Origin of the sequence: Paenibacillus sp. SN-8-1 (assembly GCF_050995535.1) — a bacterium.
Classification (GTDB): Bacteria; Bacillota; Bacilli; order Paenibacillales; family Paenibacillaceae; genus Fontibacillus.
The window spans coordinates 56,133-77,500 of sequence record NZ_CP194782.1 but is presented as its reverse complement, the minus strand read 5'-3'; the positions used below and the strand labels follow the sequence as shown (position 1 = coordinate 77,500).

Annotated in this window: 21 protein-coding genes; all 21 read right to left on the bottom strand. The window is 49.6% G+C overall.

What is annotated here, in order from left to right; translation table 11 throughout:
• Window positions 1-54: 54 nt before the first annotated feature.
• The 21 genes from lysS to ACRRNK_RS00265 all read right to left on the bottom strand — a co-directional run bounded on the left by lysS (window position 55) and on the right by ACRRNK_RS00265 (window position 21,161).
• Entirely contained in the window at window positions 55-1,566 is a 1,512-nt protein-coding gene (lysS, locus tag ACRRNK_RS00365) for a lysine--tRNA ligase (RefSeq protein WP_433944889.1), read from the bottom strand.
• 94 nt (window positions 1,567-1,660) lie between these two features.
• Window positions 1,661-2,137, bottom strand: a complete 477-nt coding sequence (greA, locus tag ACRRNK_RS00360; RefSeq protein WP_127201082.1) for a transcription elongation factor GreA — start codon at window positions 2,135-2,137, stop codon at window positions 1,661-1,663.
• Between the two features lie 219 nt (window positions 2,138-2,356).
• The gene (gene dusB, locus ACRRNK_RS00355) at window positions 2,357-3,358 is read right to left on the bottom strand and encodes a tRNA dihydrouridine synthase DusB (RefSeq protein ID WP_433944888.1); all 1,002 of its coding nucleotides are present in this window, start codon (window positions 3,356-3,358) and stop codon (window positions 2,357-2,359) included.
• A 27-nt stretch (window positions 3,359-3,385) separates the two neighbouring features.
• The gene (locus ACRRNK_RS00350) at window positions 3,386-3,592 is read right to left on the bottom strand and encodes a helix-turn-helix domain-containing protein (RefSeq protein WP_433944887.1); all 207 of its coding nucleotides are present in this window, start codon (window positions 3,590-3,592) and stop codon (window positions 3,386-3,388) included.
• Complete coding sequence (folK, locus tag ACRRNK_RS00345; protein ID WP_433944886.1) at window positions 3,544-4,092, bottom strand: 2-amino-4-hydroxy-6-hydroxymethyldihydropteridine diphosphokinase; 549 nt, start codon at window positions 4,090-4,092, stop codon at window positions 3,544-3,546. Before folK ends, ACRRNK_RS00350 begins: the two co-directional genes overlap by 49 nt.
• A 9-nt stretch (window positions 4,093-4,101) precedes the next feature.
• Window positions 4,102-4,464 (bottom strand): dihydroneopterin aldolase, encoded by a 363-nt coding sequence (gene folB, locus ACRRNK_RS00340; protein ID WP_433944885.1) that lies wholly within the window; start codon window positions 4,462-4,464, stop codon window positions 4,102-4,104.
• Between the two features lie 5 nt (window positions 4,465-4,469).
• Entirely contained in the window at window positions 4,470-5,339 is an 870-nt protein-coding gene (gene folP / locus ACRRNK_RS00335; protein WP_433944884.1) for a dihydropteroate synthase, read from the bottom strand.
• Window positions 5,336-6,223 carry an aminotransferase class IV gene (locus ACRRNK_RS00330; RefSeq protein ID WP_433944883.1) on the bottom strand — a complete coding sequence of 296 codons (888 nt, stop codon included), beginning with the start codon at window positions 6,221-6,223 and terminating at the stop codon, window positions 5,336-5,338. The genes folP and ACRRNK_RS00330 overlap by 4 nt, the downstream gene beginning before the upstream one ends.
• Window positions 6,220-6,801: an aminodeoxychorismate/anthranilate synthase component II gene (pabA, locus tag ACRRNK_RS00325; RefSeq protein WP_433944882.1), complete on the bottom strand. Its 582-nt coding sequence runs from the start codon at window positions 6,799-6,801 to the stop codon at window positions 6,220-6,222. The genes ACRRNK_RS00330 and pabA overlap by 4 nt, the downstream gene beginning before the upstream one ends.
• The gene (locus ACRRNK_RS00320; RefSeq protein WP_433944881.1) at window positions 6,798-8,384 is read right to left on the bottom strand and encodes an anthranilate synthase component I family protein; all 1,587 of its coding nucleotides are present in this window, start codon (window positions 8,382-8,384) and stop codon (window positions 6,798-6,800) included. The genes pabA and ACRRNK_RS00320 overlap by 4 nt, the downstream gene beginning before the upstream one ends.
• A 188-nt stretch (window positions 8,385-8,572) precedes the next feature.
• Entirely contained in the window at window positions 8,573-9,511 is a 939-nt protein-coding gene (gene cysK, locus ACRRNK_RS00315; RefSeq protein WP_433944880.1) for a cysteine synthase A, read from the bottom strand.
• A 265-nt stretch (window positions 9,512-9,776) separates the two neighbouring features.
• On the bottom strand, window positions 9,777-10,664 hold the full coding sequence (hslO, locus tag ACRRNK_RS00310; protein ID WP_433944879.1) for an Hsp33 family molecular chaperone HslO: 888 nt from the start codon (window positions 10,662-10,664) through the stop codon (window positions 9,777-9,779).
• A 90-nt stretch (window positions 10,665-10,754) separates the two neighbouring features.
• Window positions 10,755-11,522, bottom strand: a complete 768-nt coding sequence (locus ACRRNK_RS00305; RefSeq protein ID WP_433946751.1) for a type III pantothenate kinase — start codon at window positions 11,520-11,522, stop codon at window positions 10,755-10,757.
• 5 nt (window positions 11,523-11,527) lie between these two features.
• A complete protein-coding gene (nadC, locus tag ACRRNK_RS00300; protein ID WP_433944878.1) occupies window positions 11,528-12,394 on the bottom strand; it encodes a carboxylating nicotinate-nucleotide diphosphorylase in 867 nt (288 codons plus the stop codon).
• The gene (locus ACRRNK_RS00295; protein ID WP_433944877.1) at window positions 12,384-14,000 is read right to left on the bottom strand and encodes an L-aspartate oxidase; all 1,617 of its coding nucleotides are present in this window, start codon (window positions 13,998-14,000) and stop codon (window positions 12,384-12,386) included. The genes nadC and ACRRNK_RS00295 overlap by 11 nt, the downstream gene beginning before the upstream one ends.
• A 38-nt stretch (window positions 14,001-14,038) precedes the next feature.
• On the bottom strand, window positions 14,039-14,977 hold the full coding sequence (nadA, locus tag ACRRNK_RS00290; RefSeq protein WP_433944876.1) for a quinolinate synthase NadA: 939 nt from the start codon (window positions 14,975-14,977) through the stop codon (window positions 14,039-14,041).
• A 243-nt stretch (window positions 14,978-15,220) separates the two neighbouring features.
• Window positions 15,221-17,329, bottom strand: coding sequence for an ATP-dependent zinc metalloprotease FtsH (gene ftsH / locus ACRRNK_RS00285; protein ID WP_433944875.1), 2,109 nt, complete (start codon window positions 17,327-17,329; stop codon window positions 15,221-15,223).
• Between the two features lie 101 nt (window positions 17,330-17,430).
• The gene (gene hpt, locus ACRRNK_RS00280) at window positions 17,431-17,970 is read right to left on the bottom strand and encodes a hypoxanthine phosphoribosyltransferase (RefSeq protein ID WP_433944874.1); all 540 of its coding nucleotides are present in this window, start codon (window positions 17,968-17,970) and stop codon (window positions 17,431-17,433) included.
• 52 nt (window positions 17,971-18,022) lie between these two features.
• A complete protein-coding gene (gene tilS, locus ACRRNK_RS00275) occupies window positions 18,023-19,462 on the bottom strand; it encodes a tRNA lysidine(34) synthetase TilS (protein ID WP_433944873.1) in 1,440 nt (479 codons plus the stop codon).
• Window positions 19,463-19,507: 45 nt separating this feature from the next.
• Window positions 19,508-20,437 carry a serine/threonine protein kinase gene (locus tag ACRRNK_RS00270; RefSeq protein WP_433944872.1) on the bottom strand — a complete coding sequence of 310 codons (930 nt, stop codon included), beginning with the start codon at window positions 20,435-20,437 and terminating at the stop codon, window positions 19,508-19,510.
• A complete protein-coding gene (locus ACRRNK_RS00265; RefSeq protein ID WP_433944871.1) occupies window positions 20,421-21,161 on the bottom strand; it encodes a hypothetical protein in 741 nt (246 codons plus the stop codon). Before ACRRNK_RS00265 ends, ACRRNK_RS00270 begins: the two co-directional genes overlap by 17 nt.
• Between the last annotated feature and the right edge of the window lie 207 nt (window positions 21,162-21,368).

The following is a 21,368-nucleotide window of genomic DNA, read 5'->3' as shown; positions in this document are numbered from 1 at the left end:
AACTCATGGGCTGTTCTTGGTCATTATATTGAAAGACTTGAATCTTATCTCGTATTACTCGGCTGAACGCGCGCGCATATGAGGGAACAGCAGCACATCACGAATGGAAGCTGAGTCCGTGAGCAGCATAACCAAACGGTCAATCCCAATACCTAGGCCTCCTGTAGGCGGCATACCGTATTCAAGGGCACGGATGAAGTCATCGTCCATCTCATGGGCTTCATCATTTCCTTGCTCACGCTCTTTGAGCTGATCTTCAAACCGCTGACGTTGGTCAATTGGATCGTTAAGCTCTGTAAACGCATTAGCATGTTCACGCGCAACAATGAACAATTCGAATCGGTCCGTAAAGCGGGGATCAGCTTCACTCTTCTTCGCCAAAGGAGAGATCTCAACAGGATGACCTGTAATAAAGGTCGGCTGAATCAGCGTCTCTTCCACAAAATGCTCAAAGAAGGCATTCAGGATATGACCAAAGGTCATATGCTTCTCAACCGGAACTTTGTGCTCCTGCGCTAGACGGTGCGCTTCTTCGTTGGTCATTTGGACACCGAAGTCCACGCCTGTCACTTCTTTAACCGCATCAACCATGGATACCCGGCGCCATGCTGGGCGAAGGTCAACTTCCTGACCTTGATATTGAATGGTCTGTGTTCCAAGGACCTCTTGAGCAATGTGAGCCACAAGATTCTCTGTTAGGACCATAATATCTTTGTAATCCGCATAAGCTTCATAAAGCTCGATCATTGTAAATTCAGGGTTATGTCTTGTGGAGATCCCTTCATTACGATATACCCGGCCGATCTCATATACCTTCTCAAGTCCGCCTACAATCAGACGCTTCAAGTGAAGTTCAATAGCGATCCGCATATACAGTTCCATATCAAGAGCATTATGATGCGTGATAAATGGACGCGCCGCAGCTCCGCCGGCAATACTGTGAAGGGTTGGTGTCTCCACTTCCAAATAGCCGAGGGAATCCAGATAACGGCGCATCGACTGGATAATGCGTGAACGCAGAATGAATGTCTGTTGAACTTCAGGATTGATGATCAGGTCCACATAGCGCTGACGATAGCGAAGCTCAACGTCTTTCAAGCCGTGATATTTATCCGGAAGCGGATATAGGGATTTGCTTAGCACCTCAAGATCCTTGACTTTAATCGAGGTCTCCCCGGTTTTGGTCTTGAAGACCTCTCCGCTTACACCTACAATGTCACCCAGATCAAGCAGATCGAAGGCATCATATTTCACTTCAGGCACAGTATCTTTGCGGACGTAAATCTGAATCTTGCCACTGAGGTCCTGGATATGGGCGAAGCTGGCTTTTCCCATTCCCCGCTTGGCCATAATCCGACCCGCAATACGGACTTCCACCGCTTGCTCCTCAAGCTCTTCCTTGCTAAGAGCATCATACTTCTGTAAAATGTCACCCGCGTTATGGGTACGATCAAACTTTTGGCCAAATGGATCGATCCCTAAAGCACGAAGCTCGTCCAATTTGTCCCGTCGAATTTGCAGCAGCTCGCTGACTTCCACTTCTTGATTTGAAATTTCCTCGCTCATTCGTCGTTCAACTCCCTTACAGACTTTGATGCCGTATGTACGGCTAACTGCTTAAATACAGTGAAAGAAGCTTCCTTAGGGAAGCTCCTTCGCCTTATTTCTTAATTTCCAAAATTTTATATTGAATAACGCCCGCAGGAACCGTTACATCCACTACTGTTCCAATTTGCTTGCCCAGAATGGCTCTACCCACTGGACTTTCATTAGAAATTTTGTTCTGAAGCGGATCGGATTCAGCCGAACCTACAATCGCGTATTCCATTGTATCGCCAAACTCCAGATCTTCCACAATAACAATCGAGCCGATGCTTACTGTATCTGTATCAATCTCATCGTTGTTGATAATACGGGCGTTACGCAGCATTTTCTCTAGTGTTATAATACGACCCTCAATAAAGGCCTGTTCATTCTTCGCGTCCTCGTATTCCGAGTTCTCACTAATATCACCATATCCGATAGCCACTTTAATCCGTTCGGCAACTTCACGGCGTTTCACGGATTTGAGGTTCTCCAGTTCTTCTTCAAGTCGTTTCAGACCGTCTTGGGTAAGAATAACTTCTTTATCGCTCATCAACCGATTCTCCTGTCATGGAAATAAATTTCACAATATGGAACATTCAATCCATATAATTTCACGCATCATTTAGAGAATATCATATGCAATCTCACAAAGATGAGAACACCTCTGTGCTGGGGAAGTTATCTCCTGAGGCGAATTTATACTGAGAAATTATAGGGTAAGCACCGCAAAATGTCAATGACATGCAAGTCATGAAATGTAAACGTTTTATTAGACGGTTACCACCGAATTGGAAGGCTCTGCAGCAAGACCCGCAACATAATCCTCAAGGATTCGCGCTACTTCATCACGCTTCGTCTCTTCCATGATCATGTCTTTGACGCGTCCGCCGTCTTTCATGCCTTTGAGGTACCAGGCCAGGTGCCTGCGCATCTCCCTCACCGCCGTATTCTCACCCTTAAGCGCGACCAGGCGGTCCATATGAAGCATCGCAATGCGAATCTTCTCTTCAGGTGCCGGTTCAGGGGCAAGCTCTCCGCTCTTCAGATACTCAATTGTCCGGTACAGCATCCATGGACTACCGAGTGCACCACGGCCGATCATGACACCGTCACAGCCAGTCTCATCGAGCATGCGGCGGGCATCCTCAGGCGTATTCACATCCCCATTCCCAATAACGGGAATGGCGACAGCTTCCTTCGCCATCTTAATATAACTCCAGTCCGCATGACCGGTATACAGCTGCTCACGGGTACGCCCATGGACGCTGATGGCCTTGCCTCCGGCAGCTTCTACCGCTTTGGCATTCTCCACCACAAATATGTGATCAGAATCCCACCCAATTCTCATTTTGACCGTTACCGGCTTGCTTACCGCATCCACAACCGCGGATACCATCTCAAAAATCTTGTTAGGCTCAAGCAGCCAGCGGGCCCCGGCATCACACTTCGTTACCTTCGGTACGGGGCAGCCCATATTAATGTCAATAATATCTGCGTTGGTGTCTTGATCGACGACCTTGGCGGCTTCAACAAGAGAAGCACGATCACCGCCAAAAATCTGCAAACTTAGAGGTTTCTCCCGCTCATCGACAAACAGCATTTCTTTGGTACGCTTATTCCCGTTAAGGATTGCTTTGTCGCTAACCATCTCCGCGCACACAAGGCCTGTCCCGAACTCCTTGGCAATCAGCCGAAAAGCCGGGTTGCACACGCCTGCCATCGGGGCAAGCACGACTTGATTCTTCATTTCGATATCGCCAATTTTAAGCACGTCAGGTTCACTCCCTTGTAATAGTCTTTATCTCGGAGGCTTAAGCTCGGACACCGAAATGCCCAGAACGCTAGCAATCTTATCAATGACTTTGTCTTCGGCACGGCGGTTCCCCCGCTCAATAGCTCCAAGGACGGCAAGGGATATGCCGGTCTCTTCAGCTAGCTGCTGCTGGGTATACCCCTTCAGCTTGCGGAATGCCCGGATGCGGTGTGCCAACTGCATTTCTTCCAAAAGCGGACGCCTTCTTTCCCGCCCCCTGTGTCTAATGCTGACTGAACAAATGAATACAATTCCGTACGGTCATTCTCCGGAACGATCTCAGAGAGCGGAACTAGCACAAAGGCACGTTCCTGCATTCGGGGATGGGGAAGGGTCAGCTGGGGCGTATCTAAGGTTCTTCCTTCCATCCAGAGCAAATCCAAATCAACTGTCCGCGGTCCCCAGTGGATATGCCGCTCACGTCCAAGCTCGAGTTCGATCTGTAGCATGGCGGATAGCAGCTCCTCTGGTTCCAGTGTGGTACGCAGGGCAAGGGCCATATTAATAAAATTAGGCTGATCCACATAGCCGACCGGATCAGTCTCATAAAGACTGGAACAGCGAAGCACTGTAATAAGCGGATGCTGATTCAGGCGGTTAATAGCTTCAAGCAGAGTCGCTTCCCGCTCACCCAAATTAGCCCCCAAAGCAATATAAGCCTCTGATCCTTCAGAGGTAGAATGTGAATTCATAGTAAGTTCTCACTTTCTTGATCTTAACAACTCCACCGTAACGCCCCCGAAATGAATATCAAAAGGCGGATGAGGCTTGGTAACCTTAACTGTCAATTCATCTATAACAGTATAAGTGCCGAGTATCTCGGATGCAATACACTCAGCCAGAGCTTCGATTAATTTGAAGCTCCGTCCTTCTACGATTTTTTTAACAAGTTCATGGACTTCGGCGTAATTTACCGTTTGGGTCAAATCATCATGGATGCCCGCCTGACGAAGATCCAGCTTCAGCTCAAGATCTATATAGAAGCGCTGACCAAGCTTGCGCTCTTCTTCGAACACACCATGGTAACCGTAATATTCCATACGCGTTAGTGTCATTTTATCCATATATTTCACGCCTCTCCATCAAGTTCAGTGATGTGCTTAGGGCTGTACATTACAGCATCGCACATGTCTATCGTACGTTTCAGGGGCACGATATCGTGCACCCGTATAATCTGACAGCCCTGGGCGATACCCAGCGCGGCTGTAGCGGCCGTCCCCTCAATTACATCATTAGCCGGCAGATCCAGCGTGGTTCGAATGAACTTTTTGCGGGAGGTTGCAAGCAGCACGGGAAATCCAAGCTCAGTAAGACGATCCAGCGAACGCATCACACGCAAATTCTCGTCATGGTCCTTCGCAAAGCCAACACCTGGATCCAAAATTATATTCTCTCTGGCAACCCCGGCGCGGACCGCTATGTCGATGCTTTCCTGCAGATCAGCTATAATATCCTCGATAAAGCTCTTGTAATTCCGATCATGACGGTTATGCATAAGAATAATTGGACAGCCGAATTCGGCGGCAACGGCAGCCATCTGCGGGTCGGCCTTGGCTCCCCATACATCATTGATGATATGCGCCCCAGCCAGGAGAGCTTGTCTTGCCACCTCAGCTTTATAGGTATCTATAGAGATTACGATGTGTGGTGCGGCCTGGTGAATAGCTTCAATCACAGGTATAACCCGGCGCAGTTCTTCATCCTGGCTCACCGGCTCGTGTCCTGGTCGGGTCGATTCCCCGCCAATATCAATGATATCCGCGCCATCCGCGACCATCTGCAGTGCATGCTTGACTGCCACGTCCGGATCTATAAATCTCCCACCATCCGAGAACGAATCGGGGGTGACATTCAGAATGCCCATGATCAAGGTTCTGTGGCCAAGTGTCAGGTCAGTCTCTCCGCAGCGATAGCTGCGCTCATAGAATTTTGGTCTCACGCCAAATTCCTCGCTTTCTCCCGGTAGGCTTGCAATAGCATGGCTGTTAGATCGCCGCATTTCCCGGTTCCAACTATCTTCGGCTTATTATCCGTATCATATAGAGCATTGACCGGCACCAGTTCCTGAATGGAATTCGTCGTGAAAATCTCATCCGCCTGCAAAAGCTGCTCCCAGGTGTACAAGCCTTCCTCACAGGTCAGCCCTAGCTCACCCGCAGCTTCAAGGACACAGCTTCTTGTAATCCCGGGCAGAATACCGGTCTGGATAGCAGGGGTATAGAGCAAGCCATCTTTCACAAAAAACAGATTGCTCACAATTCCTTCTGAAATATATCCCTCAGCCGTCAACAAAAGCCCTTCTACCGCCCCTGCCCCCGGCTTCCAGCAGCCTGCTAGCTCTCTCTTAGCTAATATATTATTCATATAATGCAGTGATTTTAAACGGATGCTCCCTTCAGGCGTATTACGCCTTGTGTTCAACAATCTAAGCGGCCTTCCTCCGGTATAGAGCGAATCAGGCATCTCCGGTAGCGACTTAACGTAAATAATCTCCTGAGGCGATTCGTAATCGCCCGAAGGAAGGCCCAAATCGCCTTCCCCTGCCGTAAGGGTATAGCGAATATAGGCTTCAGCCAGATTAGATGCGGCAAGCAATTCGGATATATGGTTCTGCAGCTTATAAATGTCGGGTTTATAATGAAACCCCAGTGACTCACAGCCTTGAGCCAACCGATCCAAATGGCGGAGAAGCATGGATGGAACCCCATTATAGGTCCGAAATGTCTCAAAAAGACCGAGTCCGTACATAAAGCCGTGATCCATAACGGATATCACGGCTTTATCTGCAGGTACAACCCTTCCACCTATTCCGATGAAATTCAAGCTCTGGCTCCCGCTTTACGGCTGAGAAAATTACGTAGAATTTGGTGGCCATGATCGGTAATAATGGACTCGGGGTGGAATTGTACTCCTTCAACTTCGTACTCTTTATGGCGAAGTCCCATAATTTCGCCTTCTTCCGTCTCGGCTGTAATCTCAAGACAATCTGGCAAGGTCTCCCGCTCAACAAGGAGCGAGTGATACCGGGTCGCGGTGAATGGTGTCGGAAGTCCTTCAAACACCGAGGCTCCTTGATGGAGAATCGGAGAGGTTTTACCGTGCATCAGACGCTCTGCCCGTATCACATTGCCTCCAAAAGACTGGCCAATAGCCTGGTGACCCAGACATACGCCAAAGATCGGAATAACTCCTTTGAAGTTCTCGATAACCTCCAGGCTGATGCCTGCCTCATTTGGGGTGCACGGACCTGGCGAGATCAAAATATGGTTTGGAGCAAGCTGCTTAATTCCATCAATATCAATCTCATCATTCCGCCGAACAGTAACCTTCTCTCCAAGCTCGCCAAGATACTGTACTAGGTTATAAGTGAACGAGTCATAGTTATCTATAACTAAAATCATGTCAACATCTCCTGTCCTCGGTTAATTTGGACTGCTTCTTCACTAAGCTCCACCGCGAGCGCCATCGCCCGGGCCTTGTTATGACATTCCCTATATTCGCGGTATGGCTCCGAATCGATTACAATTCCTGCGCCGGTCTGAATATATCCGACTTCGTCCTTAACCACTAACGTTCTGATAATGATGTTCAATTCCATATTACCACGATAGTCAATCCAGCCCATGGACCCGGTGTATGGTCCCCTGGTTACTGGCTCAAGCTCTTCAATAATCTCCATCGTCCTTACTTTGGGAGCACCTGTAATAGTTCCCCCGGGGAACTTGGCGGCGATAACTTCATATAAGGTTCGCCCCGCGGCAAGCTGACCCTTCACCTCGGAGACCAAATGCATAACATGCGAGTAATACTCAACGGCAAGCAGCTCGCTCACCTTCACTGATCCATAGGCCGCGACCCGGCCAAGATCGTTGCGTTCCAGATCAACCAGCATAATATGTTCGGCCCGCTCCTTCTCGCTGCTTCGGAGCTCTTCCGCCATCCGCCTATCTTCCTCGGCCGTTCTTCCCCGCCGCCTTGTCCCGGCGATGGGTCTTGCGCTGATCTCTCCCTCCTCCAGCTTTACCAGCAGCTCGGGGGAGCCTGACACGAGCTGGTATTCCGGGAACCTGAGCAGACCCATGTAGGGTGAAGGATTCAAATAGCGCAGCCATTCGTAGATTTCTTCCGGTGTGGAGCGGAGATTCCGCTGCTGACGTAACGACAGATTCACCTGGAACACGTCACCTGCCGAGATGTACTGCTGGATTCGGGTAACGGCGTTCTCGAAGTCTTTTTGCCCAAAAGAAGTGGTAAGTCCGCTCTCCGGCCATTGCCCTGCCTCTTGGATCTCCTGGGCTCTCGACCTTCTCCGCTGGACCTCTTGGGCCGATTCACCTGATCTTCCCCAGCTCATCATGTTCTTCCACTGCTCTATCATCTTCTCCGCACGCTGATAGGCATCCTCGTATAAGGCGGTTAGCTGGTCCTGATCAACGTCACCATCGGTTGTCTTGGCCCCTTCAAGCGGAAGATGAACAATGGCGTAGACCGCCTGCTCCGCCTGATCCACAATCCACATCTCTTCCATCCGCATCCATACATAATCGTCCAGCTTCAGATCATCTGCCGCCTTCTCGGGCAGATTCTCCAGAGAACGGGCAACATCATAGCCCAGAAACCCGACACAGCCTCCGCTAAATTTGGGGAGACCTTCAACAGAAGGCGCTGTGTACGGTTCCATCCACTGTCTGATCAATTCCAGAGGAGTTCCCTGGAGACGGCTGCGCTCTCCTGTCGATAGGTCACTGACCTCCGCCCGGCTTCCTTTACCTCGAATTACAGAAACAGGGCTCAATCCAAGAAAAGTATATCTACCGTCCTTACCGCTTTCCAGCACAAAGGAGTAAGGTGAGGCGTATTCCCATGCCTGCTGCCATGAAAGGGGCAGATTATTCCCCTCACTGATACGCATAGCCAGCGGAAGCAGGGTATACTCTTCACTCGCCCACTGCTGCCACTGCTCTAATGAAGTTAATACTTTCATCCACCTTCAGCCTCCTGCTCAAAAGCCTGTCTATTGTTTGCTAGTATACTAAAGGTTCTGTTCCGATGAAAGCCCCAATCTTTCTTCGCCTGGTGATTGCTGAACATAGAGAAGCAGCCCCCATAAACTCCGCTTAGGAATTCATAGGGGCCGTATCATCTTGTTATATTCAAAGTCCGAGCTTCGTATTAACCTTCAAAATTATAAAGAGGTGTGCTCAGGTAACGCTCGCCATTACTTGGAATGACTACAACTACGCGTTTGCCCTTGCCAAGCTCTTTGGCTACCTTTAGAGCTGCCAGTACAGCCGCGCCAGAGGAAATACCAGAAAGGATACCTTCTTCTTTGGCTACTTTACGAGCCTGCTCGAAAGCTTCTTCGTTCTCAATATGAATGATTTCATCATAAATATCACGATTCAGAATTTCCGGGATAAAGTTCGCACCCAGACCCTGGATTTTGTGAGGTCCTGGCTTACCGCCTGCCAAGATCGGGGAGGCCGCTGGCTCAACAGCCACAATTTTGATATCAGGGAAACGCTTCTTCAGCACTTCACCTGCACCGGAGATAGTTCCGCCTGTACCGATACCAGCTACGAAAGCATCCAGCTTGCCGTCCAAGGACTCAATCGCTTCCACGATCTCAGGACCTGTAGTCTCACGGTGAATCTTCACGTTAGCTTGGTTTCTGAACTGATCAGCGAGGAAATAGTCAGGGTTAGCGGCAAGAATCTCTTCCGCCTTCTTAACAGCTCCGTTCATGCCCTCTGCTCCAGGAGTCAATACCAGCTCAGCTCCATATGCGCGAAGCAGGTTACGACGCTCAATGCTCATCGTCTCAGGCATTACGATAACCGCTTTGTATCCTTTAGCAGCCGCTACCAGAGCAAGACCGATCCCTGTGTTACCACTTGTAGCTTCAATGATTGTACCGCCTGGCTTAAGAAGTCCTTGCTTCTCAGCTTCTTCAACAATACTGATCGCAATACGGTCTTTCACGCTTGAGCCCGGGTTCTGATACTCAAGTTTTGCATAGATCTCCGCGCTGTCTTCCGGTACAATGCGCTGCAGACGCACCAAAGGTGTTCCACCAATCAGTTCTGTTACATTATTTACGACTTTAGCCATGATATAAACCCTCCCCTGAATAGTAAGCCATTTCATATCAAAAAAACGTATGAAGAAACTTAGGCTGTATATAGAACAAGCGCAGGAGAGGAATCTTTCTACACATCCTATATCCTGGCTGTTATGATATCCGAGTAAATAAGTAGGTTTTCCACTAGTCTTATCTTATCAATACCTACTTGGGTTGTCAATAATAGACGCCAAAAATACTTTGCTATTCGTGTCAAAAGTCCGAACCCGCACAGCAAAGTATCTTGATCACGTTCTATTCACTTTTTGCCTGTTCCAGCAGCTCTCGCAGTTCCTCACGCTTGAACACGTAAGCTTCACGGCAGAAGTCGCATACTACCTCGGTCTGTTCATCTTCTTCCATTAGTTGAGTAAGTTCACTTTCCCCAAGGCTGATCAAAGTCTTCTCAACTCGTTCCCGGGAACAGGAGCAGGCGAAGGTGATATCCATTTCATCCAGGACCCGGATGTCCGGAACAATCCACTTCAGCATTTCTTCAAGCTCCAAGCCTTGGTCAAGCAGAGAAGTAACCGGCGGAAGCTGTCCGATCGCCTGTTCGATTGCCGCAATTTCTTTATCATCAAGGCCCGGAAGCAGCTGAATGATAAATCCACCCGCCACGATGACCGACGAATCACTATCTACAAGCACGCCCAGTCCCACAGCGGATGGCGTCTGTTCGGATACAGCGAAATAATACGTGAAATCTTCCCCGAGCTCTCCAGAGATAATCGGCACACTCCCGCGATACGGCTCCTTGAGTCCAAGATCCTTGATCACATGGATAAAGCCGCTTGTTCCTACGGCTCCAGCCACATCCAGCTTACCAAGGCTATTGCTCGGAAGATGGACATGCGGATCATTCACATAACCACGGACTTGCCCATTTGCATTCGCATCGACGACAATTTGCCCGATTGGACCATCACCCTTAACCTGAACCGTTAATTTCTCATTGCCCTTCATCATCGAACCCATCATAGCTGCGGCCGTAAGTGTACGCCCAAGGGCGGCCGTTGCGGTCGGATAGGTGTCATGCCGGCGGCGCAGCTCGTCTACGAGCTGAGTTGTTCTTACAGCGAAGGCGCGTACTTTCCCGTCCATTGCTGTTCCTCTTATTAATCGATCCTTCTCTTGGCTCATATTCCGTTACGCCTCCTCTAAGTTCTCAGATGTTCCAGCTTAGTATATGGATAAAGCCCCGCTTCATGTCTTGGAGGTATATGCTCCGTATTAACAATTCCGCTCGTAAATCAGTCTTAGCCCCTCAAGTGTGAGCAGCGGATTAACCTCTTCGATACTGGTTGTCTCGCTAGCAATAAGTCCTGCAAGGCCACCCGTGGCCACCACTTTGGGCTTCGCGTTCATCTCGCTGCGAATTCTTCCTACAATTCCATCAACTTGACCCGCATATCCAAAAATAATACCTGCCTGCATAGCATGAATCGTATTGCGCCCGATTACCTTCTTCGGCTTCTCCAGCTCGATGCGCGGCAGCTTCGATGCGCGCTGATAGAGCGCTTCGGTTGCAATTCCAATGCCCGGCACAATAGCGCCGCCCAAATAATTGCCTTTTTCATCTATACAATCAAAAGTAGTCGCTGTTCCAAAATCAACCACAACCAGAGGCCCGCCGCCATAAAGCTCCACAGCAGCCACCGCATTGACAATCCGGTCAGCACCGACCTCACGAGGATTCTCATATCGCAGATTGAGTCCTGTCTTGATCCCCGGACCCACGATCAGAGGGGCTTTCTTCAAATACGTCTCACACATTTGCTCCAGCACATGCATCAGCGGAGGAACGACGGAGGATATAATAACACCTTCTATATCCCGTACATCAATATGCGACATTTGAAACAGATTATGTATCAATACGCCGTATTCATCCCCCGTAGACTGCCGATTGGTTCCCAACCGGAAATGGTGCAGCAGCTCACGGTTCTTGTAGATCCCGAGCACAATGTTCGTATTGCCCACGTCAACCACAAGGATCATGGCTCTCACCTCACTTTCTTGTCATTCAGATCCAGACTGATGTCCAGACTTTCAAAGGAGTAGGTTAGTCTTCCTACAGATATTACGTCTACTCCACTTTCGGCAATTCCTCTTATGGTAGCCAGCGACACATTTCCTGAAGCCTCCACCGTAACATGGGGAGCAGCCGATTTGATTCGCTGAACCGCTTGCTTCATTAATTCCGGCTGCATATTATCCAGCATAATGATATCCGCTCCGGCTGCAAGCGCCTCTTCCACCTGCTCCATATTCTCTGTCTCGACTTCGATTGTCATCGTGTGCGGGATATTCGCCCGTGCCCGGCTAACAGCCTGAGCGATACCGCCGGCACCCTTGATATGATTATCTTTAATCATGACGGCATCATACAGTCCAAACCGATGATTTGCGCCCCCGCCCATGCGTACGGCATACTTCTCCAGCATCCGGTGGCCTGGGGTTGTCTTGCGAGTATCGACCAGTCTCACCTCAAGTCCTTCCAAAGCATCTACATATGTACGCGTACGTGTAGCAATCCCCGATAAGCGCTGCAGCAGGTTCAGCGCCAGACGCTCCCCGGTGAGAATACTGTGTGTGCTGCCCTCCACTTCAATTAAGACACTTCCCTTGGCAGCATACTGCCCTTCCTCGGCATGTGCCTTGAATGAAAGCGTAGGGTCCACTACTTCAAATACAAGCTGGGCGACAGGGATTCCCGCGATAATCCCATCGTCTTTAGCATGGATTATTCCTTTGGATTCATGCCCGAATGGAATAGTAACCGATGTGGTCACATCTCCAGAACCAACATCTTCTCTAAGCCAACCACGTATAGACTCTATAAGGCCTTCATTATATCCATTAAATATCATCGATCCCAGCCTCCAACATTCCTTTTTCACGATGGTGAACAATTCGCTTCAGCCAGTCCAGATCTCTACGTTCCGGATAATCCTCCCGGCAATGCCCACCCCGGCTTTCTTGACGAGCGAGCGCAGATTCCGTAATGAGAAGCGCGCAAGTGAGCATATTGGCATACTCCAGTTCTTCACTTTGCCGCAGTTCATACCCGAAGATATCCGTCTGCTGCTTCAGCTCTCCAAGTCCCTTCCTAAGCGACTCCTCACTCCGTCTGACTCCCACATGCCGAACCATCGTCTTCTGAAGCTTCAGCCTTCGCTCACTAATCTTGAAGTTGGCCAAGCCTGTTCGTTCTTCCCGGTAAGAGATATTCTCCCAGGCCGTCTTCAGGGGAACAAGCTCTCGGATCTGTTCCACAATTCGGCGACCGAATACAATCGCTTCCGTCAATGAGTTGCTGGCCAGCCGGTTAGCTCCATGAATTCCCGTTGAGGATACCTCGCCACAAGCATACAGCCGGGCAACCGAAGTCTCTCCCTGCAGGTTGGTCAGTACCCCGCCCATCATATAATGCGCAGCAGGGGCGACTGGAATCCAGTCGCTCGTGATATCGAGCCCGTACCGAATACAAGTCTCATATATGGTAGGAAAACGATTCCTCACCATCTCGGGGAGCTCGTGCGTGATATCCAAATATACAAAAGTAGTCTTTGTGGCTTCCATTTCACTAACAATCGCCCGGGCCACAATATCCCGCGGAGCAAGCTCCAGCTGAGGATGATATTTCTCCATGAATCGGTCACCATGAATATTACGAAGAATTGCGCCTTCTCCTCTTACCGCCTCCGAAATCAGAAACCGCGGTGCACCCGAATAACTTAGAGCAGTAGGATGGAACTGAATAAACTCCATATCCCGAATTAGAGCACCCGCCCGGTAAGCAATCGCTACTCCGTCCCCGGTGGCTACTTCAGGGTTCGTCGTGTAACGATACAGCTGCCCGGCTCCTCCGCTGCACAAAATCGTTGCATCCGCACGCAAGAAGAAACGCTCACCATCAGGCCCTTGCAGCAACGCACCCAGGCATTCCTCATTTTCCGTGATGAGATCAATGACATAATGGTGTTCCAGTATCTCAATATTCTCAGTCTCACGAACCTTTTGGGACAGTGCGCGCACAATCTCATATCCGGTAGCATCTCCATTCGCATGAAGAATACGCCGGTGGCTGTGGGCAGCTTCCTGAGTCAGTGCTAATTCGCCGTTCTCCTGGTCAAAAGCAGCACCCATCCGTATGAGATCTCTTACTCCCTCGGAGCCTTCATGCACAAGCACATCCACCGCGGAACGCAGACAGAAATCAGCACCTGCAAAAAGGGTATCATCCCGATGGGACTCAGGTGAGTCCTCCTCCGAGATCACAGCCGCAATTCCACCCTGTGCGTAGCGTGTATTACTTTCCATTAACCCATTCTTCGTAATCATAACGACACGGCGGTCTTCACTTGCTTTAATCGCTGTGAACAGACCCGCGATCCCCGTACCAATAACAATTACTTCTGTCTCACGCACCGGAATTTCTCCCAGATCAAAATCCACTAAGTATTTAGGTATCATTTCGTTCACCTGTCTTTAGGGCAAGAGAGTAGCGCATGCTACTTAACTTGTAACATGCGCTCTAGGGATGCTCTGGCTTTGTCTGCAACAGCCGGCGGTACGTACACTTGTGGCTGCATAGTCTCCAGACATTTGACCAGCTTCTTCAGATTATTTACTTTCATATTCGGACATACCAGGAATTTGGTAGCAAAATAGAACTCTTTATCCGGACTATCCAGCCTAAGCTGATAGCCTGTACCGTCTTCTGTCCCAACGATGAATTGCTTGCAGTCGGATTGCTTGCAGTAATCCAAAATCGCTGTGGTGCTTCCTACAAAGTCACCCATCTCAACGACCTCAGGGCGGCACTCAGGATGAACCACAAACTGGGCTTCCGGATATTTGGCTTTCATCTCAACCACGTCTTTAACCGTTAGCATATCGTGGGTGTTGCAGTACCCTTCCCAGATAATCATTTTCTTATCGGTATGCTGCTGTACATAGGCACCCAGGTTCTTATCTGGTACCCAGATGATCTCATCTGCATCTACAGAATTAATTACCTTAACGGCGTTTGAAGACGTACAGCAAATATCAGTCTCAGCCTTGATCTCGGCTGATGAATTAATATAAGTAACGACCTTGGCATTCGGATGCTCGGCCTTCACCTTTCTCAGTCCGTCCACGTTAACCATATCCGCCATCGGGCAGCCTGCCCGCTCGTCAGGAATAAGGACTGTCTTGTTCGGAGCCAGGATCTTGGCGCTTTCCCCCATAAAATGAACCCCGCAGAATACAATTACCTCAGCATCGGTCTCTGCTGCTTTCTGTGCAAGCAAAAAAGAGTCTCCGCGAAAATCGGCAACTTCCTGAATCTCATCTCTTTGATAGTAATGTGCTAAAATGATGGCGTTTCTTTCCTTCTTAAGCTGTGCCAGCCTCTCCCGTAGTTCGCGGTTCTGCTGCGCTTTGCGTTCCAAAGCTAGTGCCTCCACCAGACATCCTCCCCTGTATCTTACAGCAATATGGATTTAACTAAGCCTCTAAAGCCCGGTCTCTTTCTCTATCCGGATCCATTAAAAACTTTGTGCATTGTTTAACAATTAATTTACACAACGAGAGTTCTGCTGTCAATCAGCCGCAATCCGCAAAAAAACCGGAAAACACCAAGTGTTTTCCGGTTTGCTTCAATGATTGCTTCCTATATACCTTTGTTGGTCAGCACATGAATCGCTAATTTAAAGCGGTGTGCTGCCGCCATTTCCGCTTCCATCTTGATCCTTCGGCTGCGGAGGTACTGGGGCATCCTTCACGGTTCCTTCGGGTGTATCCACCGGATGATCTCCGCGGATATCATTCGCCGAGCTTCCTGGAACATCATTAGGGATGTCACCACCCGGAATAGTAGGCTGAGCTTCCTCATCTCTTGCTTGAATGCGAACGTTCACATCCCCAATTGTGTCGACAATCGGTGCGCCAGATTCAGAAGAGCTGCTTCCGTCACCATCAGGATCCGGGGTAAGCTTACCTGTCTCGATCAACTGTTTGATTTGATCCAGTTCGAGTGTCTCCACCTCAAGGAGTGTTTCTGCAATGAGGTGAACCTCTTTGGAATACTTCATCAACAGCTGCTTACAACGTTCATAGCTTTCATTAATGAACCGCTGCATTTCCTGATCGATCTCATAGGCAATTGCATCACTATAATTCTGCTCGTGCCCAATATCGCGGCCCAGGAACACTTGGCCTTGAGAAGTTCCGAACTGCATTGGGCCCAGCTTCTCACTCATACCATACTCGACAATCATACTGCGAACAATGCTGGTAGCTTGCTGGAAGTCACTGTAAGCCCCGGTTCCGATTTCACCGATGAACAGTTCCTCTGATACACGTCCTCCGAGGAGACCGGTAACTTTATCAAGCAGCTCCTGCTTTGTAACCAGCATGCGGTCTTCCTTAGGCATCATAATTACATACCCGCCGGCACGACCACGTGGAATAATAGTAACCTTGTGAACCATGTCCGCATGTTCAAGGAAGTAACCCACGATCGTATGACCCGCTTCGTGGAAGGCCACAATGCGCTTCTCACGTTCGCTGACCACACGGCTGCGCTTCTCAGTACCTACGATAACACGGTCGATGGCTTCATCTACTTCGCGCATGGAGATATCCTTGCGGTTACGGCGCGCTGCAAGCAGGGCCGCTTCGTTAAGAAGGTTCTCCAGGTCTGCACCTGTGAATCCTGTTGTGCGTTTGGCGATGACATCCAGACGAACATCTTTGGTCAAAGGTTTGTTACGCGCATGTACTTTAAGTACAGCTTCACGGCCCTTCACATCTGGGCGGTCCACCGTGATTTGACGGTCGAAACGTCCCGGACGAAGAAGTGCAGGATCTAGAATATCCGCACGGTTCGTTGCGGCTACGATAATAATCCCCTCGTTGCCTCCGAAGCCGTCCATTTCTACGAGCAATTGGTTGAGCGTCTGCTCACGTTCGTCATGTCCGCCGCCAAGTCCGGCACCGCGCTGACGACCCACTGCATCAATCTCATCAATGAAGATGATACAAGGAGCATTCTTCTTCGCATTCTCGAACAAGTCACGAACACGGGATGCGCCGACACCGACGAACATTTCCACGAAGTCCGAACCTGAAATACTGAAGAAAGGAACGCCTGCTTCACCGGCTACTGCACGGGCAAGCAAGGTTTTACCTGTACCTGGAGGGCCCACTAGGAGCACCCCTTTAGGAATACGTGCACCTACGGCGGCGAATTTGCGAGGATCTTTCAAGAACTCAACGACTTCAACGAGCTCCTGCTTCTCTTCATCCGCTCCGGCTACGTCTTCAAAAGTAACCTTCTTCTTCTCTTCATTATATAACCGAGCCCGGCTCTTGCCGAAATTCATCACTTTGCCGCCGCCGCCTTGAGCCTGGTTAAAGAGGAAGAAGAACAGAATGAACATAATCGCGAGTGGAACAATGGATGTCAGGAGCGTAAGCCAAATGCTGTCGCCCTCCATCTTCTTCCAGCTGTAACTTATGCTATTCTTCTGGCTGTAAGCGGTAAGCTCAGCAACTACGTTTGTATCATATGGGACATAGGTCTGAAAGTTTTCTTTATTGTCAACCTTTGCCCTGTATTTACCGGTCACCAGATACGCGTAACCGTCAAATTGACCTGTCATTTCCTTGACATTGTTCGCCTGCAGCTGCTGGCGCAATTGGTCATATCTAGGGGTGTCGGCCGCTTCGCCCCCGCCGCTGAGGAATTGGACGATGCCCACCACGACTAAGAAAAGAATTAAATAAAAACCAGAATTCCGGATGAACCGATTCATCCCCTACCTCCTCTCAAAACACTTAAGTTATTTTACCATAGCCTGTCTCGCCATCTCAACAATGGCGCAGAGGAGGCACTAGGCACTTGCGGAGTGCTGTCTTAGCTGGTGTAAATCTCAGGCTTCAAAATCCCGATGTAAGGGAGGTTGCGGTACTTCTCGGCATAGTCTAGGCCATACCCGACAACGAACTCGTCAGGAAGGACAAACCCCGTGTAATCCGCTTCCAGGTCCACCGTCCGGCGAGCCGGCTTATCGAACAGCGTTACTACTGTTGTGGACTTTGCATTACGGCGCTGCAGCACGTCGATCAAGTAGCTTAGCGTGAGCCCGCTATCAATAATATCTTCGACGATGAGTACATCACGTCCTTCTACAGAAGTGTCAAGATCTTTGATAATCTTCACAACCCCCGAAGACTTCGTGGATGCCCCGTAGCTGGAGACAGCCATAAAGTCCAGCTCCAAAGGTACTGTTATCTCTTTAACCAAATCGGCCATAAAAATAAAGGCTCCTTTGAGAATACAAATAACGAGTGGATTACGGCCCTCGTATTCCTTACTGAGAATCTGGCCGAGCTCCACTATTTTGTCTTGAATCTGTTCCCGGCTAATAAGGACTTCTTTGATATCGTTCTGCAATGCAAGAACCTCCTAAGTTATACTATGAAAGCCTGACTATGGCGATAACCGGTTACCTTCCGCCCTCATGATCGATCTGCATGCGCAGAACGGTCGAGGTATGACTCCCTATTGCCGCGTATGCGGATCTGCGGACACCGGGCAGCCATAATATGCGGCCAGTTGCATCCGTTACAACGGGGATGGCTGAACGGACAGATGGAGGTATTTTCTGATCAATGAAAATATCTTTAACCTTTTTGCTTCCGTTTAATCCCATGACTTTCATGATATCTCCCGGCTGGCGGGAACGTACGATTAGCGGATAGTTAATCTTATCCGCATCAAATAAGGCTTCATCGTTACCGGATGCCTTCCAGTCTGACTGTGTGCCAATCGGCCGTAAAGTAAATCTTAATTCTCTTCCGGTTTCGGGTATCGGTAATCTTGCGGGAACTTCCTCCAGACGGTATGTATATTCCAGCTTAACCTTATCCGTATTGTCCGGTGAAACAGATACTTCATCATACTCCCTTTTGCATCGCAGGCCCCCGCCTAAATCAAGACTCCAGTTGGAGGGAAAGTCCTGCAGAACACGTTCTCGTATGAGCTCGATTTTAAGAAAATCAACGTCATCCGTATTCAAAGGCAGATAATTTAATATTAGTTTAATCAACCTCCGTTGTAAAGCGACATGTAAATGGCCGAAATCTTCTGCAGAGAAGGCAATTCCCTCTCCTATTGACCTGGCAAGACGGCCATATGCCTCCTCGGCAGCTTGATGCATATAATCATCTTCCTCACCGGCAACTTCAGCCAGGCGATTCAGCGATTCAGCCAACTGACCATTATATTGCCCCAAAAAGGGCAATACATCCAATCGGACGGCATTACGGGCATATTTATTACTCAAATTACTGCTGTCTATCACATACGCCAGATCACAGTTATGACACACCCGGATCAAGTCCGTCTTGTATATACGCAGCAGGGGTCTGATAAGTTCCACATTTTTTTCACGCCGCTTGATCCTCATGCCGGCAAGTCCTGTCATCCCTGTCCCCCTAAGCAATCGCAGCATGACCGTCTCAGCTTGATCATCCCCGTGATGGGCTAAAGCGATAGCCGAAGCGCCGTATTGATCCGCAATCCTGTGCAGAAATTCATACCGCTTCTCTCTGGCTGCTGTCTGCAGGCTCATCCCAGTCTCTTCAATAAAAGCCGGTACGTCGTAATTGCCAAGTTCGAAGGGAATACCGAGCCTGTCCGCAGTCTCCCTTACAAATTCAGCTTCCGCATCGGACTCCGCGCCGCGAAACCCGTGGTTCACATGCGCGCACACCAAGCGGAGGGAAGAGCCCGGCTCCCCGGCTAAATGATGAAGTGCATGCAAAAGAGCCACAGAGTCCGGACCGCCGGATACTGCGACTACAATACAGTCATGAGCAGACCATAAGTCATATTTCCGCGCTATGCCGCGCACATAAGTTACAAGCTGATTCATGTCTTCCATGCAGTTCTCCCCTTGCTACGTCTGCCAAATCACCAAAAGTACTTGCTAACGAAGTGTTAAATAAATGGCGCAGACAAGCAGAAACAATGAAATGGCAAATGCGCTCTTGAGCCAGCCTGGTGTTCTGCGGACAGATTGCCGGGTCGGCTTCCGCGTGATCATTCTTTTCCAGGCATTATAAGCCTCATCCGTGTGCTCGAACCCGCCGCTGATTGCCTTCTTCAGCCAATTGGAATAAGGACGAAGACGCGGCTCCTGATTCATGATCTGAACCAGATCGGCAGTACTTCGGGTCTGCGGTAGCTGATTCGCCGCACTCTTGAGGCGGCCCTCCGCCAGCATATGGATACATACCACGGCAAAAGAAAACCAATCATAAGCCGCATCAGCCGTCCGGCCCCCTGCATTCCAGAATCCGCGGTCATACCACTCGGTGAACTGCTTCACACTTCGTCCGTTCTGGCTTACGCCCCCATAGTCAATAAGCTCAACATCTCCATACGCGGATACCAGTACATTATCGGGCTTCAAGTCACCGAATACCCAGCCCCCATTATGAAGAGCTGCCAGCTGCTTGAGCAGATTAAGACCGGCCAGATCCAGCCACTGTGCTCCTCTGCGGGTAAGGAATTTACTCAGCGGCTCACCCTTCACATACCGCATAACATAGAAAGGAATCTCTCTATCCCCCAAGGTGTAATCATCCACCTCCACCAGATAAGAAAGATCCCGTTCCTCTGCGTTATGCTGACTCTGCCGCTGCAGCGCCTTCAGCACATTGATCTCTGATTGAAGATCCATGGCGTCATACCCCATCTTCAGCGCATACAGATTGCGAGTTCCAGCTTGCTGAACAAGATATACAATCCCATTCGACCCCTGGCCGAGAAGCCGCTGAACCACATAACGTCCTCCGCGCCAGCGGCCCGTCACAAGCGTCCCGGCCGGGATGCCCGTTCTATACGACGTAGTCACCGAGCATCCCTTCTCTTTCATCATTGTCCTCCGGCCTAGTCTGATTTCCATTTATTGTACCATATCGGAAGAAATCAATCACCTTGAGGATCGCAGGTCCCGTTGGAGTAGCTCCTCGCATCACCAAACGTTGAAACAAGCTCCGCACCCCGCTAAGATCCGAGGTCCAGCCCTGATCCATCACTGCATCTTCTCCCCCATGGCGGCCTGGAAAATGAAAGACCGCTATCCGGCTCATCCCTTCTCGTGCGCTCAAGCTGATCATTAAATCCCGAATCGCTTCCTCCACCGCGGCAAGCTTTGGCTTCATGCTTGCACTGGCGTCAATCAACAGCACTACTTCTAGAGGCGTTGTCTCGGTTAGCTCATCAACCACCTCGACGACTTCAGAACGCTTGTCAGGAGGAAGCTCCTCAACCGATGTTTTTCCTAAAATTTGTCTCAATTCTTTATTAACCGCCTGCTGAATCGTCTGAACCACGGTCTTCCTTGTCATCATTTGCATCGTTTGGGCAAGCTGCTCGGTTCCAGATAACCGGCTCATCCCACCACCCGCTTTGGCAATCTCCTTAATCTCCAAGCTGCCAAGCTCTCCAATCGTTCCATAATCCACGATTCCGATCACATTCACTGTAATTCCTTCCTGACGTGCCAATGACGCAGTCATAACCGGGCTCTGCCCCACATTAGAGCAGCCATCTGTAATTAATAGAATTTGCTTCATTTGTATTCGCCGTCCCTTCCGGATTCCAGATTCCTTGTCTCTAGTTATCTCCAACCTGTTACAGGTTCAAACCTAAGAGATTGAAAGAATCATATGGAATGAACAAAAGGGTTAACGAGCTTGTATTACTTTTACATGGCGAATCTGCAATGAGTGAGTGCCATCTTTAGACCGATCCATATCGTATCCGAAAGAAAGGAAAATGGA

Excerpts from the sequence above, each read along its gene's own strand:
- lysS (WP_433944889.1), bottom strand. The coding sequence starts at position 1,566 with ATGAGCGAGGAAATTTCAAATCAAGAAGTGGAAGTCAGCGAGCTGCTG.
- greA (WP_127201082.1), bottom strand. The coding sequence starts at position 2,137 with ATGAGCGATAAAGAAGTTATTCTTACCCAAGACGGTCTGAAACGACTT.
- folK (WP_433944886.1), bottom strand. The coding sequence starts at position 4,092 with ATGAATTCACATTCTACCTCTGAAGGATCAGAGGCTTATATTGCTTTG.
- folB (WP_433944885.1), bottom strand. The coding sequence starts at position 4,464 with ATGGATAAAATGACACTAACGCGTATGGAATATTACGGTTACCATGGT.
- pabA (WP_433944882.1), bottom strand. The coding sequence starts at position 6,801 with ATGATTTTAGTTATAGATAACTATGACTCGTTCACTTATAACCTAGTA.
- ACRRNK_RS00320 (WP_433944881.1), bottom strand. The coding sequence starts at position 8,384 with ATGAAAGTATTAACTTCATTAGAGCAGTGGCAGCAGTGGGCGAGTGAA.
- cysK (WP_433944880.1), bottom strand. The coding sequence starts at position 9,511 with ATGGCTAAAGTCGTAAATAATGTAACAGAACTGATTGGTGGAACACCT.
- hslO (WP_433944879.1), bottom strand. The coding sequence starts at position 10,664 with ATGAGCCAAGAGAAGGATCGATTAATAAGAGGAACAGCAATGGACGGG.
- ACRRNK_RS00305 (WP_433946751.1), bottom strand. The coding sequence starts at position 11,522 with ATGATCCTTGTGGTTGACGTGGGCAATACGAACATTGTGCTCGGGATC.
- nadC (WP_433944878.1), bottom strand. The coding sequence starts at position 12,394 with ATGATATTTAATGGATATAATGAAGGCCTTATAGAGTCTATACGTGGT.
- ACRRNK_RS00295 (WP_433944877.1), bottom strand. The coding sequence starts at position 14,000 with ATGATACCTAAATACTTAGTGGATTTTGATCTGGGAGAAATTCCGGTG.
- ftsH (WP_433944875.1), bottom strand. The coding sequence starts at position 17,329 with ATGAATCGGTTCATCCGGAATTCTGGTTTTTATTTAATTCTTTTCTTA.
- tilS (WP_433944873.1), bottom strand. The coding sequence starts at position 19,462 with ATGGAAGACATGAATCAGCTTGTAACTTATGTGCGCGGCATAGCGCGG.
- ACRRNK_RS00265 (WP_433944871.1), bottom strand. The coding sequence starts at position 21,161 with ATGAAGCAAATTCTATTAATTACAGATGGCTGCTCTAATGTGGGGCAG.